General features: G+C 65.1%; 12 protein-coding genes. 2 read left to right on the top strand and 10 right to left on the bottom strand.

What is annotated here, in order from left to right:
• Positions 1–58: 58 nt before the first annotated feature.
• Positions 59–988, bottom strand: a complete 930-nt coding sequence (locus FFS25_RS06130) for an FAD-dependent oxidoreductase (protein WP_137802251.1) — start codon at positions 986–988, stop codon at positions 59–61.
• Positions 989–1,416: 428 nt separating this feature from the next.
• Between FFS25_RS06130 and mobF the strand changes: the two genes are divergently transcribed.
• Positions 1,417–4,989 (top strand): MobF family relaxase, encoded by a 3,573-nt coding sequence (gene mobF, locus FFS25_RS06125; protein WP_249933793.1) that lies wholly within the window; start codon positions 1,417–1,419, stop codon positions 4,987–4,989.
• 123 nt (positions 4,990–5,112) lie between these two features.
• Here mobF and FFS25_RS06120 read toward each other — a convergent pair whose 3' ends face one another.
• Together FFS25_RS06120 and FFS25_RS06115 are read right to left on the bottom strand one after the other, a co-directional pair.
• Positions 5,113–6,129: an iron-sulfur cluster-binding domain-containing protein gene (locus FFS25_RS06120; RefSeq protein ID WP_137802250.1), complete on the bottom strand. Its 1,017-nt coding sequence runs from the start codon at positions 6,127–6,129 to the stop codon at positions 5,113–5,115.
• Positions 6,129–7,358: an MFS transporter gene (locus FFS25_RS06115; protein WP_171004112.1), complete on the bottom strand. Its 1,230-nt coding sequence runs from the start codon at positions 7,356–7,358 to the stop codon at positions 6,129–6,131. Before FFS25_RS06115 ends, FFS25_RS06120 begins: the two co-directional genes overlap by 1 nt.
• 65 nt (positions 7,359–7,423) lie before the next feature.
• On the opposite strand from FFS25_RS06115, the gene FFS25_RS06110 reads away from it, so the two are divergent.
• Positions 7,424–7,768, top strand: coding sequence for an ArsR/SmtB family transcription factor (locus FFS25_RS06110; protein WP_137802249.1), 345 nt, complete (start codon positions 7,424–7,426; stop codon positions 7,766–7,768).
• Here the strand turns inward: FFS25_RS06110 and FFS25_RS06105 are convergent.
• The 7 genes from FFS25_RS06105 to FFS25_RS06075 all read right to left on the bottom strand — a co-directional run bounded on the left by FFS25_RS06105 (position 7,755) and on the right by FFS25_RS06075 (position 15,755).
• Positions 7,755–9,050, bottom strand: a complete 1,296-nt coding sequence (locus FFS25_RS06105) for a cation:proton antiporter (RefSeq protein WP_171004111.1) — start codon at positions 9,048–9,050, stop codon at positions 7,755–7,757. The two genes, FFS25_RS06110 and FFS25_RS06105, sit on opposite strands and share 14 nt — an antisense overlap.
• Complete coding sequence (locus FFS25_RS06100; protein ID WP_137802247.1) at positions 9,043–10,230, bottom strand: FAD-dependent oxidoreductase; 1,188 nt, start codon at positions 10,228–10,230, stop codon at positions 9,043–9,045. The genes FFS25_RS06105 and FFS25_RS06100 overlap by 8 nt, the downstream gene beginning before the upstream one ends.
• On the bottom strand, positions 10,227–11,558 hold the full coding sequence (locus tag FFS25_RS06095; protein WP_171004110.1) for an NAD(P)/FAD-dependent oxidoreductase: 1,332 nt from the start codon (positions 11,556–11,558) through the stop codon (positions 10,227–10,229). Before FFS25_RS06095 ends, FFS25_RS06100 begins: the two co-directional genes overlap by 4 nt.
• 480 nt (positions 11,559–12,038) lie before the next feature.
• Positions 12,039–12,761, bottom strand: a complete 723-nt coding sequence (locus FFS25_RS06090) for an SDR family NAD(P)-dependent oxidoreductase (RefSeq protein ID WP_171004109.1) — start codon at positions 12,759–12,761, stop codon at positions 12,039–12,041.
• 57 nt (positions 12,762–12,818) lie between these two features.
• Positions 12,819–13,997, bottom strand: coding sequence for an MFS transporter (locus tag FFS25_RS06085; protein WP_137802244.1), 1,179 nt, complete (start codon positions 13,995–13,997; stop codon positions 12,819–12,821).
• Positions 13,997–14,485 (bottom strand): cupin domain-containing protein, encoded by a 489-nt coding sequence (locus FFS25_RS06080; protein WP_212742722.1) that lies wholly within the window; start codon positions 14,483–14,485, stop codon positions 13,997–13,999. The genes FFS25_RS06085 and FFS25_RS06080 overlap by 1 nt, the downstream gene beginning before the upstream one ends.
• A 76-nt stretch (positions 14,486–14,561) precedes the next feature.
• A complete protein-coding gene (locus tag FFS25_RS06075; protein WP_137802242.1) occupies positions 14,562–15,755 on the bottom strand; it encodes an acyl-CoA dehydrogenase family protein in 1,194 nt (397 codons plus the stop codon).
• Between the last annotated feature and the right edge of the window lie 75 nt (positions 15,756–15,830).

The following is a 15,830-nucleotide window of genomic DNA, read 5'->3' as shown; positions in this document are numbered from 1 at the left end:
TGACATCCCCGCGATCCTCGGCGCACAACGCGCATCAGGACCACGCCGATCCTGCGCATCACCCAGAGGACCCGATCTCGGCAGCCAACCCACACTCATCTGTGAAGGGCCAGTAGTCAGTGACGGGAACCGCCCCGAAACGCTGTTCCCGAATCGACGCGGCGATCGCTGCCTGCCAAAGCGGTGGCCATCTTCGCTCGGCTTCGCTGGTCAGCCGTTCCTGCAGGACGTTGTTGACGTTTGCGGCGATCAGCGCCTCTTGATCGAAGGAGCCGTGCAACCCCCGTAGCCCGGCAAAGAGGTCGCCAGCGGAGCCGTACCAGGTCCAGCCGAGACGCCATTCGTCAGCGCCTGGCTCAGCGAAGGGATCGTCAAGCGGGAACCCGACGAGAACCTGACGGTCCCGATCCATGAGTTCGACTCCGCTCGGGCGGTTACCAGCGTGCTGCACATCGGTCTGCGTGGCTGTCCCGTACCAGACGCCGTACCCAGCCGGTGACGCATCAGGGTGCTCGGGGGCCACTGCACGACGGACCAGACTCCGAGATCCGTCGGCACCGATCAGCATCGGCGCCCGCATCTTCTCTCCCGAGTCCGTAATGGCCCATGCCGTTTCGGTGTCCTGGCCGACCTCAACGACCTGGGTCTCGTGAAACTGGGCCAGATTCTGCTGGTACTCAGCGGCGAAAGCCAGGCGTTCGTACACGTCCGTCCAGAACGCAGCCCGCTCGCCGTCACGCCTGGGTTGGGTCGCAAGTCTTGCAGTGTTTTGACCAGGATAGTCGTCTCCGTTGATGACGCTGCGGAGCATGTCGTCGTCGAGGCGAAGTGGGCCGATCGCGTGGCGAGTCCGGCCAGCGCGTTCGAGAACCGTGACGTGATGACCCGACCGAGCCAACGCAATCGCCGCAGACAATCCAACCAGCGAACCGCCTACGATCAAGACATCCGACCAGACTGCGTGAGGCAGGTTCATTGCTTCTCCCATCCGTGATCCGCCACTCTCAGCATCCCGCGAATCGTTGTGGATTATCTCGATGTCATCCCCGGTGTCGGGGTGCCATGGGGGTGACCCGCTGTCGAACCTCGGTCTCGTGCCTCAGGACGTCTCCGCGGTCGAGCTGACGAGCCTGGCGGCTTGATGCCCGCAGCAGGTTCCTCGCCGAGCCGCACGGCTGCCCCGTGTGTCTCCCCACGCAGACGAAGCACGGCATCGTTGCCGCTCACCCTTCTGTCCGCATCATCTCTTCAATCTACAGGGCCAGCCGAGTAGCGCCGTGGAGTCGCAGGCCGGCTACTCGCAGTCTCCCGATCAGCCCGCACACACTGTTGGCACCTCGGGTGCTGGGGTGCGCTGGCGCGCACCTGACCGTCAAGGCGGTCAACCATCACGACCGCCTCGGGAGGCGGTGCGCGATGGTCATGACCATCCGAGTGATGTCGGCCGGGCGCGGCTACGAGTACCTGATGAAATCCGTGGCCACCGGCGACGCCACGCGCGAGACCGGCACGCCACTGACCCGGTATTACACCGAGACCGGCTGCCCGCCGGGCACCTGGCTGGGTTCTGGGTTGGAAAGCCTCGACACCGGCCGCGGCCCTGCTCTCGCTGACGGGGACACGGTCACCGAGGAGCAGCTGGAAAAGCTGCTCGGGCAGGGCGTGCACCCGCTGACCGGCGCGAAGCTCGGCTCCCGGTTCCCACGTTTGCGCCCGCCGGCCGAACGGATCGCTGCCCGGATCGAGCAACTCGACGCCTCGCTGGATGGTATGCAACGCCAGAACGCGATCGACGAGATCCGGGACGAGGAGCTTGCACGCAAGCCGAAGACGGCCGTTGCAGGGTTCGATCTCACGTTCTCACCGATGAAGTCGCTCAGCGCCCTCTGGGGTGTTGCAGACTCAGCGACCCAGGAACTGATCGTGCAGGCCCACCATGCGGCAATGCGCGACACGCTCGCGCTCCTCGAGCAACGCGTGGCTGCAACCCGGGTGGGCAAGGGTGGGATCGCGCGTATGCCGATCACTGGGGTGATCGCCACCGCGTTCGATCACTACGACAGCCGCGCCTCCGACCCTCAGCTCCACACCCACCTGGTCGTGTCGAACAAGGTCCAGGGCATTGACGGCCGGTGGAGGACGCTGGACTCGCGGACCCTGCACCGGGCCACGGTCGCCTTGTCGGCGTCCTATAACGCGTTCCTCACCGACCACACCGCGGTCCTGTTGGGGGTGAACTGGGTGTCGGTCGACCGCGGGAAGGACAGGACCATCGGGTGGGAGATCGACGGGGTGCCCGCCGGGCTGATCGAGGAGTTCTCCCGCCGCACCACCGGCGGGTCCGGTGAAGGGATCGCGGCCGCAACGAAGCGGCTGATCGAGGAGTACGTCGCCAAGCACGGACATGCCCCGTCGAAGACGACGATCACGCGCCTGCGGCAACAGGCAACGCTGGAGACCCGGCCGGAGAAGGAGTTGCATTCGCTGGCCGAGCTCACTGCCGACTGGCGCGACCGAGCCACCGGCCTTCTCGGCGAGGACGCAACAACGTGGGCGCAGCAGGTCCTTGCGCGCGGGCTCGCCGAGGCACCGTTGCAGGCCGGGGACTTGGCGACGAAGCAACTGGCCGAGATCGTGGATGTGGTCGTGCGCGAGGTTGCCGACCGGCGTGCGACATGGGCGCGCTGGCATGTGCACGCCGAAGCCATGCGGCAACTCATGGGCGTCCGCTTCACCACTACTGCCGAGCGCACTGCGGTGCTCGACCAGATCATCGAGCAGGCCGAGTCCGCATCGGTGCGGCTGACCCCGGCCTATGACCGAGCCGTGTCAGAGGAGTATGTGCAGGCGGATGGGTCGAACCGATTCCAGGGCGCCGATCAGGTGATGATGACCAGTCAGGACATCCTCGACGCCGAAGCCCGCCTCCTTGAACACGGGAAGGCAAAGAACGGTCCACGCCTGCCGGACCGCCTGGTCAAGCGGCATGTCTCCCGGAAGGTCAAGGGCGTCCGGCTCGCTCCGGACCAGGCGGCGGCCATCACCGCGATCGCGACGTCCGGGCGGAGTCTCGACCTGCTCGTCGGGCCCGCCGGGGCCGGGAAGACCACCGCGCTTCGCGGACTGCATCGGGCCTGGACCGCCCAGTATGGGAAGGACTCAGTAATCGGCCTGGCCCCGTCCGCGACCGCAGCCGAGATCCTCGGCGAGAGCCTCGGAGTGACGGCGGAGAACGTGCCGAAGTTCCTCTACGAACACGACAAGGGCCGGTGGGATCTCCGGGCTGGGCAGCTGGTGATCGTCGACGAGGCTTCCCTCGCCGGCACCCTGACCTTGGACCGGCTCACCACCCATGCAGCCGAGACCGGGGCAAAGATTGTGCTGGTCGGTGACTGGGCACAGCTGTCCTCGGTGGAGACGGGCGGAGCGTTCGGGATGCTCGTGCGCGCCAGGCGGAACGCGCCGGAACTGTTCACGGTGCGCCGGTTCGTCCACGACTGGGAGAAGACTGCGTCCCGCAACCTCCGCCACGGCAAACGCGCAGTCCTCGACACCTATGAAACCGAACGGCGACTGCACGACGGGGACCTCGACGCGATGCTCGACGCCGTCTACACCGCCTGGCAGCATGACCGTGACGCCGGCCTGTCCACGCTCATGCTCGCCGGCAACGCGGAGATGGTCGCCGAGCTCAACCACCGCGCCCGAGCCGACCTCGTCGCCGCCCACCGAGTGCACGAGACCGGCGTGGCGTTGCACGACGGCACCACTGCCGGGGTCGGGGATCTCGTGGTCACCCGCCGCAACAAGCGCCGCCTCACGACCGGAAAGTCGTGGGTCAAGAACGGTGACCGCTGGCAGGTCACCGCCCACCGCGACGACGGCGCGCTGGAAGTGCGACGCCTCGGCAAGGGCGACAGGCCGCGCGGGAAGCGACTCGTGTTGCCGGCGGCCTACGTGCGGGAGGATCTCGAGCTCGGTTACGCCTCCACCGTGCATCGCGCCCAGGGCTCGACCGTCGAGACCGCGCACACCCTCGTCGACCCCGACACCGCGTCGCGCGAGTTGCTTTATGTCGCCCTGACCCGTGGCATGAGGGAGAACCATGCCTATATCATCCAGCCGGACCCGCACGAGGTCGAACCCCATCTCGACCCGCCCGAGGAACTCACCCGCTTCGAGCAACTCGCACGGGTGCTCGCCCGCAGCGATGCCGACCTCTCGGCCACCGAGACCCGCCAGGTCGAGGCCGACAAGCACGCCTCCCTGGCCACGCTCCTGGACGAGTACGACCTCCTCGCCCGGGAAGCCCAGACCGAGAGGTGGGAAGCCCTCCTCGACGTCGCACCGTTTGCCACCGCCGAAATCGCCGACGACGTCTTCACCAGCCCGTACTACGAATACCTCGAGGCCGCGCTCGCCCGGCACGAGGCCACCGGTCACGACGTCACCGCGGCCTTGACCGCGATAGCCCCGGAGATCCCGCCGGCTGATGACCGCACGGACCCGGCCGCAGAACTGGCCGCGTGGCTCGATCGGGCCACCCTGAACCAGGCTGTTCGCCGAAGCGCGAACCGTCGCCGTGTCGCTGGACTCATACCGACACCGCCCGGACCTATCGCTGAAGACGTGCGCGCCGCGCTTGCTGAGCGGCGAGATCTCATCGAGGCCGCGGTGGACCGACTTCTCCACCGCGCAATCAGTGAGGGCGAGCCGTGGACCAAGGGCCTCGGCACGCCAGATGCGGACCCGCGGGCGCGTGCCTTGTGGACGAAGAACGCCACCACGGTCGCTTTGTACCGGCACCGCCACGGCATCACCGACCCGAAGCCCGTGGGAGAATCCAAGAAGATCAGCTCCGCTCAGCAGGCCGTCGAGTATCGGTATGCTTCTGCCGCCCTCCGCGGAGCCCGGGCAGCGCAGGCGTATCCCACCGACTTCGCACCGCACCGTGACGGACCGCAGCACAGGCCGGGACGCACTCTATGATCTGCCGGCGCTGACGCATCACCGTGAAGAGTCTGGTCGAGCGGGCCCGTCCCAGCAATGTGGCCGCGACTTCCAGTGTTCCAGATCAGCAGCGTCGCGACCTCGGACGGCGAATCTCAGCAGTCAGCTCGGGAACTCGACGTGGACGGCCTCAGTTTTGGGGATCAACTGGCACGCGAGCGCGTACCCGTCCTCGATGTCTTCCTCGTCCAGGACCCCGTTGTGTCGCATTTCGCCTTCGCCGCCGGTGATGCGGCATTCACATGTGAGGCACTCTCCTTGTCTGCAGGAGAATGGTGCTTGGAGCCCGTGGTCCAATAGTGCGTCGACGAGCGGCTTGCCCTGTGGCCATGGCACGACGTGGGTGGTTCCGCCAAGCGTCACGTGGGCGGTCGCGTCGGGCTGCTCTGAATCTGTCGCGGGAATTGTGGAAACAGGGGTGAAAGCCTCCGTGACGAAGCGGTCCGGCGGAAGATGCGCGTCATGTGCAGCGCGACGAACGAGGTCGATATACGCAGGTGGACCGCAGACATAGACGGTGGCTTGGGTCTGATCGCGAATGACATCGACAGCCTGCTCCAAGTCGAGGCGCCCATGCCGCTCGGTGTAATGCATTGTGACCATAAGTCGCCGAGAATACCTGCTGCCCAGCTCCCTGATCTCAGGAAGGAACAACGCTTCGTCAGGTGACTTCACGGAGTAGTGAAGATGGATGCCACGTTCGGTGGTGCGAAGTGCGTTCTTGAGGATGGAGAAGACCGGAGTCACGCCCACACCGGCAGCGAAGAGCAGGATCGGTCTCGTGGTGGAGTCGAGCTTGAAGTTCCCGCTTGCCGGTGACGCGTCAAGCAGAAGACCAGGGCGGGCATGTGAGAAGAGCCAGTTCGATCCTTCACCGTCGGGCTCGCGTTTGATGGTGATCGCCGGGTACGTGTCGCTCACGGGGCACGACGACAGGGAGTAGCTGCGAGAGATCGTCCGCTCCGCGCCCACCGGCAGATGAAGCGTGAGGAACTGTCCTGCGGCGTAGTCATCAGTGGAGTCACGATGCGCGTGCTCGAGCACGATAGTTCGAGAGTCCGCAACTTGGTCCTGCACATCGCGGATCCGGAGTTGGATGTGCCGGTGGCGGCTGGACATCAGTTCTCCTTGCTCCCTGCGGCATCCGGCCCGGCCGCTGCCGGTGTCTCCTCGGGCGCAATCGGACGGTCCTTGCGCGTGGTCAGGAGCCAGGCTGCGGCAACGAAGGCCGAGGCCACCAGAGGGATGGACGCTGCGCCGAGGTTGTCGATGAGAGCCCCGCCGATGGCTGCGCCGACACCGGCGCCGCCGTAGAGTCCGCTGATGCCGAGCGCGGCGGAGAGCATGGCTCGTTGGGGGTCGACTGCGATGATGCTTGCCTGCATGGCCGGGCTCAGTGCCCAGGCGAAGAGCGACCACACGCTGACGAGCACGAGGAACCAGAGCCCGAACCCGCCGCCGAGCGCGAGGTAGATGCCGACGGCGAGCAGCGCGATGGCGTGGCCACCGACAATGACGAGACGAGCGACTCGCGGCCCCTTGGAATCTGCGAGTGACCCCCCGCCGAACACGGCGACGACACCGACGACACCGACGAGCAGCAGCGTCCAGGTGACGTTGCCAGGGGCTGCGCCGAGCTCGCGTTCGACGGTCGTGCCGAGGAAGCTGTAGAAGGTGAGCCCGCCGGCTCCGCAGAGGAACATGGCGAGCACGAGGGAGAGTACCTGCCAGTCGCGGACGGGGCCGAGGCGGACAGAAAGCGGAGTGGGCTCATTTCCGGGCACACGCGGCGTCAACAACGCAGAGAGGACAGCCACGATCAGTGCGACGACGGCGATGAGGATGAACGTGCCTCTCCACGACCACATCTGCCCGACCCAGGTGCCGATGGGAACACCGGTGAAGAGGGCCACGGTGAGACCTGCGGTTGCCACGGCGAGGTAGCGCCCCTCGCTACCGGAGGGTGCGCGTGTCCCTGCAATGGCCATGGCAGTAGGACTCACGGCGCCGGCCGCGACTCCGGCGAGGATTCGGAGGACGATCGCAAGCCAGAACGTGTCGACCACGGCCATCAGCCCATTGGCGATGGCGAACACGATCAGACCGCCGACGAGGACCACCTTCTTGTCCAGGCGATCAGTGGCGACGGCAGCGATCGGCGATCCGAGGCAGAACGCCAGTGCAAAGGCCGTGACCAGCAGGCCTGCGCGTCCTGCGGTCACACCGAAGTCGCCGGCGACATCCGGGAGGATCCCGGAGATGACGAACTCGTCGGTACCGAGGGCGAGGGTGGCGATGAACAGCAGCATCAACCACCCGGGCAGTGATCTGCGGGTGTCTTGCGTCATGGGAACTCCTTCATGTTCTATGTTCGTCGAACGTCGAATGATGCTTCAAAGTGTACGCTAGCTCCATGGCTCATGCGACGCATCCGGACCTAGCGACGGTGAAACTTCCCGAGGTCCTGCACGCGCTCGCGGACCCGATTCGCCTGGGCCTGGTTCGCCTCCTCAGCGATGGCGAGGAGAGGGCGTGGGGGCAGCTGGATGCGCCGATCGCCCCCAGCACACTGAGCTATCACTTGAAGGTCCTGCGCTCTGCGGGGATCACGCGAACCCGGATGGAGGGAACGCGTTGCTTTGTGCATCTGAGGGTTGGCGACCTCAAGGATCGGTTCCCTGGGCTGCTGGAAACCACGCTCGCGTTGGCGGCGGAGCCGGACGCCGGGATAACCCAGGTCGGAATCAAGACTGGCTGACAGCATGGGGCTCTTTGCTCCTCTCGGTGATGCGTGCGTCGGCTTCGCGCGAGTCGCTGAAGTGAGTGCGATAGATCGGCACGGCCAACGCCGTTGTGATGATCGCGACCAGTACGAGGACTGAGAAGAGTCGCGTGTCGATAATCCCCAGGCCGAGGCCGATATTGATGTAGATCAGTATCATCAGGCCGCGAGCATTCATCAGGCCGCTCATCGCCACAGATTCGCCCCAAGGCCACCGGAAGGCCTTCAAGACTGCCATCGACGCGAGCGCCTTCGAGAGGAACGCCGTGACGAGCATGATGCCGAGTGCCAGGAGAACGACGGGCTCGAACGATGTTCCCAGATCGGTATTCAGGCCCGAGTAGGCGAAGAAGACCGGCAGGAAGAGGCAGCGCACGAGCTGCAGGGCACGCTCGTTGAGCAGCGCGGGAAAACCGGGAACCTTCGGCAGCGCGAGCCCTGCGATGAACCCACCGAAAACCGAGTAGATCCCGATGTAGTCGGTGAACCAGCCCGCGGCCAGTACGAGACACAGGATGGACACGAACAGTCCGTCACCGATATGACCGTTGCGGACGGCGTTCTCCATAGGCTTGCGGAAGATCTTCGGCAGCAACCAGAAAGCGGCGACGACGAACACCACGGCTGGGATGATCGTTGATAGTGCCGCGACAGCGGAACCGTGAACGGCGAGGGCACTAATGACTGCCAGGAAGCACCATGCAAGCGCGTCGTCGATCGCCGCTGCACGCGTTGCTGTCGCACCGAACCTCGTGTGGTTCATCCGGCGTTGCTGGAGAATTCTGGCGAGCATCGGAAACGCTGTCACCGACAGAGAGCCGGCCACGAAGAGTACGAACACGCTGGAGGAGACACCGTCCGGCCGGAATTCTTCGACGAAGGGCAGGGTGGCTAGGGCTCCGAGACCGACCGGCACGATGACACCAGCTATGCCAAGGACGACTGGTGTCGCCGCGTCCCGCCGCGACGTCGGCTGGTGGTCGTGCTCAACGCCGACGAGAAACATGTAGAAGCACAGCCCGGTCATCGCGATCACGTAGAGCACTGGCTTGACGTCGACGCTGAAGACCCATCCGCTGACGTCTGGGAGTAATGCTCCGAGCACGCTGGGCCCGAGCAGAACACCGGCGACCATCTCGCCGACGACCGGAGGCTGGCCGATGCGCGGCGCGAGCCGACCGCAGATCTGCGCGACGGCGACGATGATGAGCCACGCCGCAGTGACGCTCAGGAGCAGCTGCATCGTCTCGTCATGCATCGCGCTGCTCCACCGCGCCGTCGAGGAAAAAGTCCAGCCCGTCTTGGCCGTCGACCAAGCTTCGATGCAACGGTTGGAACCAGCCCTCCCCGACATCGTCTGGGCGATCGTCCGCGAACGCGTCGAAGAGCTTGTTCTGCCTGCGCTGGACCTCGGTGATGTAGGGAAGTCGGAACGTTTCGTACGCGCGCAGACGGGAGTCGTCACCATCGATGAGATCGATGATCCCCGGCGCCAGCGCAACCGCGTCCTGGACCGTCAGGTTGAACCCTTGACCGCCGAGGTTGTGCATCGCATGTGCTGCGTCGCCGAAGACAAGCGCCCGCCGAGCCAGCCAGGTGCCACAGGCCACTGTCGCCGAACGGAAGCTCGTAGTGAAGAGAGGGCCGGCAGGGTTGGAGATGGACAATCCCGCGGTGGCAGCCCGATCCACGGCTTCGTCGCGAAGGGCGCTCGGTGTTTGCGGCTGCGTGCGATCGGCCCGCATGTCGAAGATGAGGGTGTTGGGACCGACTCCGTTGTCGACGACCGTGGTAGCGCCGCCGGCTCCCAGAACCATGGAAATGGCTGGAACGTCATCTCGGCGGTCGGGAAACGCGAGGACATCCACCTTCCCGGGGAAGTCGACTCGCTCGTAGGGCACGCCCAGCCAGTCGCGCAACGTGGACTCGCGCCCGTCCGCGGCAACCAGTACCGACGAGGTGTGCTGCTGCGGTCCTTCGGGTGTGGCGAGGTCAACATGCCATACGTCTTCAGTGAGATCGATTGAGGTGACTTCAGCCTGATACCTGATCTGTCCTCGCGGGTGGCCTCCGATGTCCTTAAGGAGAACGCGATCGATGTCCCCGAGCTGTTCGTTGCTCGGGTAGCGGCGTTGTGCGTCCTTACCGGTCGTTCCCGCATCCAGCTCATAAAGCAATGTCTGCCCGTGGAACTCTCGGAGGCGCTGCACGGTCCCGGACCACCCCCAGGAGTGATCCGGGAGAAGGTCCTCGATGAGTGACTGAGTGATCGGATGTACGAGGACTCCTTGAGCACGCCGCTGGTCGGAGGCTGCGCGTTCGATCACCTGCACGGTCGGCTGGCGTGGATGGTTCAAGAGGTATCGGCTCAGGAAGAGGGACGCGGTACCGCCTCCGACGATTAACACATCGCTGTGGAGTTTGGCCTGCTGGCTCATGCCGGCTCCGTCATCTTCTGGGCGGCCATGAAGGCCTCGCGCTCGGCAAGCTCGAGGTCGGGATAGGCCGGGCAGCCGTAGAACGGTTCGAAGGGCTCGAACACGGCCCACTCGTCGTTCTTGCGCAGTTCGTGTGAGAACGTGTTGGCAAGACCCCAGAAGTCCCCGCCGAGGAGAAGCGACACCGACGTGTCATCGACCCGGTCGGGCAGTTCGCTCTTGAAGCGACCGAAGTCGAAGTTGTAGTCGTAGAAGCCTTGAACGAGCCGGAAGTAGGTGTCGTACCCCGTCTTGTACGTGCGGGTGAACCTGTCGGTGCTTTCTTCTGGGGTTGTACGTGCGTCGAGGACGTCCTTGATCTCATTGGCCGCGAGCAGCCCGGTGGCCATGGCGAGATACACCCCACCGGAGAACACCGGGTCAACGAAGGCGGCCGCATCACCGACGATGTACCACCGGTTGCCGACGACCTGTTCAGCGTAGTAGCAGAAGTCGGATTCCTGCACCGTGGATGTGCGGATCGGCGTCGCCTCTCCGAGACGTTCCATGATGCGAGGGATGCGAGAGACATGCTTCTGGAAGAGTTCCTCGCGGGGACCGGTGGCAGCACGCAACGTCTGCTTGCGCATGACGGCGCCTACGCTGAGCTCTCCGGGCGCATTCGGGATGGCCCATACCCAGCCGTCCTCGTGATTGCCGATCTGGATGTCGCCGGTCCACCCAGGGTTGGTCGCCTCGTCCAGGCCTTGATAGTGCCGGTAGACAGCGACCATGCGCAGCTTCTGCAGGGGCTTGCGCAGTCCGTACTGGTGCGCGATGACTCCGGCCCGTCCGGAGGCGTCGATGACATAGCGGGCGTCGACGGTCCGCTCCCGTCCGTCCTGGCGGAAGGTGACCCGATGGTTCTGGGCGTCCTCTGCCAGGATGACGTCGACATCGTCCACAGGACTGGCCAGTTCCGCGCCAGCGGCGACTGCGGCGTCCTGGAGGAAGGCATCGAACCGTGAGCGGTCGACCTGGAACGTGGTGTGATAGCGGCCGGGACCCTGGTCATCGAAGCAGACGCGGTGGAACTGGCCGTGTTCATTGGAGAACTCCGCACCGTACTTCACCGTGTGCCCCTCTTCCTTGAGGGTGTCAAGGAGGCCGAGCTGATTGAGCAGACCAGACATGTAGGGCAGCAGGGACTCGCCGATGTGGAAGCGTGGGAATGGTTCCTTCTCGAGCACAAGTGTGCGCAGTCCGTGTTGCGCGGCGCGTCGGGCAGCGACCGATCCGGCCGGACCGGAGCCGATGACGGCGACGTCGTAGAGTTCCTCGGTGGACATGGTGGGTTCCTCCTTGAAGGTAGGTGGATGGGGCGAAGAGCGATCAATGCCAGTGACAGGAGAGAGCGCGGGGGTGAACAGGCGCGGTGAGGGGCGACAGCGCAACCGGCGGCCAGGAACAGGCTGCATTCCGCGTGATTGAAAGAGATGACGTCTGCGGGTGTTCGGGTGGGGTCACGTCGCTATGGGTGATGTGTGTGATGGTGCTCTCCGCAGGGCGAGCACCCGCATGCGCGTAACGGAGCCGCGGAGCAGGGCCACTTGACCCGGCCCACGCCGTAGCCCGACTGCAGCGGCATCGGCGTACGGGTTGACTTGCCATTCGCCGGGGGTCTTCGGGCGTCGAGGGTTCCGTGGCTGGTTGAGATTCCCTCTCGTGGGGATCGTCTCTCAGCCATATGACTCTGGAAGAATGCTGCTCAGCAGTGATAGCTCCGAAGCTATGCGTAACGGAGGTGTGGGGCGATTGTTCGTGGCTCATCATGGAGCTACACCTCCGTCGAGGATGATGATGCTTCCCGTCGCATATCCACCGCCGTCGCTCGCCAGCCATTCGACGGCTGAGGCAACTTCTTCCACCGTCCCGATGCGGCCGAGGGGCGGGATTGCCTCGGGCGCGATCTCGGTTTTGGTTCCGCCGAATTCGTAGACCATGTCGGTGTGTATAGCCCCAAGCGAAAGGGCGTTGACTCGGATTCCTTTGTGGGCGACTTCCTTTGCGACTGTCTTTGTGATGACTTCGACGGCGGCCTTGGAAGCGCCGTATGCGGACAGTCCAGGCAGGGCGTTGTGGCCACCGATGACAGAGCCGAAGTTGACGATGAGACCGCCGGAGCTCATCAGTTTGAGCTCGTGCTGAATGCATCGCAGCGTGCCGGTGACGTTGGTGTTCAGTAGCGCTTCTGTCTCCGTGAGGTCGAGCGACCCCACGTCTCCTTTCTGGAAGATGCCTGCACAGTTGGCGGCGACATCGATGTGGGGTGCTATTTCTGTGATCGTGTCGAAGGTGCTAGTGACGCTCTCTGTGTCGGTGACGTCGATTGCAAGGTGGCGGACATTGTTCCATTGCTCGTGTGATTTCGGGTTCCGCGAGAGGGCGATCACGTTCCAGCCGAGAGCGGCGAAGTGATCGACGATGCCTCTGCCGATTCCCCGGGAAGCTCCGGTGATGAGGATTGTCCGGGTGGGGTGCGCGTGGCTCACTGTGATGGTCCCTTAAGTTCGTGTGTCGGCTTTCGTTGCGTAGGGGTAGAGAGTTGGCTACCGGTCTGCCATCTCCGCGTCGGCAGTCGCTGGCTGCTTCTTCCGAGTCGATTGGGTCGCCAGAACGCCTGCCGCGAGGACGGCGAGGACTGCTCCTGTCCACGTCGCGACGACAGGGTCCTCGCCGAAGATCCCCATGGCTCCTGCGCTGATGGCGGTGCCGACCATCACGCCGGAGGTGATGACGGCGGTGTGGACGGTGGAGACGAGGTTCCCGGAGCCGCCGACTTCGACGACGCGGGTGATCATGGCCGGGTTCATGGTGACGCCGACGAGACCGACGACGAGTACGAACGTGAGGGTCACGCCCGGGGTGTCGCTGAACAGGGAGATGAGCACCAGGGAGATGAAGAGCAGGCTGTGGCCGAGCCGGAGGACGCCGACGGCATGGTCGTCGGCGAACTTCCCGACGATGAGGTTGCCGACGACGGTGCAGAGGCCGTAGGCGAAGAGAATCACCGTGGTTGCATTGGGGCTGAACCCGGCGTTCTGCTCCAGCAGTGGCGTGAAGTAGGAGAATGCCCCGTAGGTAGCGCCGATGGTGAGCAGGCTGACCATGAACCTCCACCACAGTGCTGGCTTCTTGAGATTGCGGGCGTCCTGGGAGGCCGATTCGGTGTCGGCTGCCGGAAGACCTGGGAGTGCGATCCGGTCGATGAGGCAGACGACGAGGGAGGCGATTCCGAGGGCGTAGAAACTGACCTGCCATCCCCACCGTTCGGCGATGAAGTGGCTCAAGGGCAGGCCGAAGACGGTGCCGACCATGAGGCCGCTCATGACGATCGCGATGCTCGGCCCGATTCGGTCCGGGCTCGGTGCGAGCCGGGCCCCGAAGGAGACGCAGAGTCCGAACATGGCACCGGCAAGGCAGCCGGTCAGGAGTCGGATCAGCGCTAGCCACCAGTATTCGTGGATGATCGGGGCCAGTGTCTCGATGACGCCGTAGGCGGCGACGACGAGCACGAGCGAGCCCCGCGGCGGGCCCTTGCGCAGAGCGATGGCAAGGAGGGGCCCGCCGATGGCCATGCCGAGCGCGTAGACCGAGACGAGTAGTCCGATGTCGCCGGTGCTCACCTCGAGGTCGCGCGCCATGTAGGGCAGCATTCCGGCGGTCTGCAGCTCGCTCATGGTGACGACGAGCAGCGTGAGCATGAGTAGCCAGAGCTTGGCTTGCATTAGTGCGCCTCCTGAATGGATCCGTACTTCGCGGCGATTTCGCGGGCGAGATCCTGATCGGTGGCGGAGATATCCGGGATGGGTCGGCCCGCTTCGGCGGTGAGTCCGACCTCGAAGAAGAATCGTTCGAACCCGCCCGGGGTGAAGAGAAGGAGTTGCTTGGCGTAGTCGCGGGTGCGGTTGGTGAAGCTGTGCATGACTCCTTGGGGGACGAACACCAGGCTTCCCGGTCCGGCTTCGTAGTCGGCGTCGCCGATGGTGATCTCGAGGGTGCCGTCGAGGACGTAGAAGATCTCGTCCTCGTTGATGTGGTTGTGCCGTGGTGGCCCGCCTCCGGGCGGGACGGTGGCCTCGAGGACGGTGAGGCGGCCTTGCGTGTCGCGGGAGTCGAGCTTGCTCGTGTAGAGGTCTCCGTTGAGCCATACTGCTGGGCCGGCTCCGGCAGGGACGTGGATGCCGCTGCTGTTCTGGGTGATCTGGTCGGGCACTTGGGTGGTCTCCATAGCTTGGTGGGCTCGGTCCCCGCCGACGGCTACTCGAGCCAATCGCGGGTCGGGCCGATGGTCAGAGGAAGGCGTCCGTGGCGTCGCCGCCGACGATGCGGTTGCCGACGAGGTCGAGGAGGGATTCCTGTCCGACGGCGTGTTGTGTCATCACCTGCATGTCGGTCACGCGGGCGCCGAGGTCGCTGGAGGCGGTGTAGACGCCGCGGGCACCGAGGAGGTCGGCAGCGTCGAGCACGAGTTCCCGGCAGCGGCGGAAGGCGCGCTGGCGTACGGCTGCGGTTGCGACGAGGGCGGCCTGGACTTCCTCGGTGTTCTCGGGGGTGTCGGTGTAGACAGTCCAGGCCTGGGTGAGGGAGTCGTAGACGGCAGCTCGCAGGGCGAGGATGTCGCCGGTGATCCGCCCGACGTTGTTCAGGACGCGATCATTCGCGTGGCCGCCGTTGTCCCGTAGCCCTGCGGTCTTCTTCGTCGTGGCGTCCACGGCGACCTGCAGGGCGCCAATTGCGGTGCCGAGGGGGATTCCGGCCATCTTGCGGAGGATGCCGTCGTGAGGGTGGTGCATCGGGCCGGGCAGCGTCGGCTCGAAGAGTGACAGGGTGCGTTCGGTGGGAATGATCAGGTTCTCGGCGTGATAGTGCTGGCTGCCCGAGCCCTGCAGGCCCCAGGTGTGCCAGGTGTCCTCGATCGTGACCTGGGTCTTGTCGAGCACGGCGATCCGCCATGAGCCGGAGTCCTGTTCGTGCTGCTTGTAGAGCACGCCGGCCATGACGACATCGGCGTGGTCGATCCCGGAGGCGAACTGCCATCGGCCGCTGATGCGGCAGGTGCCGTCGCCGAGATCCTCGGCGCGCCCTTGTGGGTGCACCCATCCAGCGGTGGCGAGACCGGGCCGGGGGAAGTACTCCTTGCGCACGTCGTCGCTGACGAATCCCCGGTAGATGCCCGAGTCCATGCCGATCATGACGCACCAGGAGATGCTCGCGTCGATCTTCGCGAGTTCTTCCAATGCCCGGGCCTGTCCCGCGGACGTCAGACCGACGCCGCCGGCGTCCGCGTCGAGGGCCAGGTCGAACAGGCCATTCTCGCGCAGGAGTGCCACGCATGCGAGCGGTAGCTGTCGTGCCTGACGGGCTTCTGCACCGAACTCTGCGAGGGCATCAGCGTGTGCGCTGATCCAGTCCAGTATCTCGTGCAGCCGCGCGTCGGCGGCGAAGTAGTGGTGGTCCTGCTGACGCAGCATTGTTTCGAGCACTGCCTTCTCCTTCGGCTGGTAGGTATCGCCTCGCTCTGGCCCGGTCACGGCCCGCAGAGTGCGCGGTGCTGCCGT

This window comes from Kocuria sp. 2SI (assembly GCF_005502825.1).
GTDB lineage: Bacteria > Actinomycetota > Actinomycetes > Actinomycetales > Micrococcaceae > Kocuria > Kocuria palustris.
Note: the sequence above shows the minus strand (reverse complement) of the source record. Positions and strands in the feature narration are given on the sequence as shown.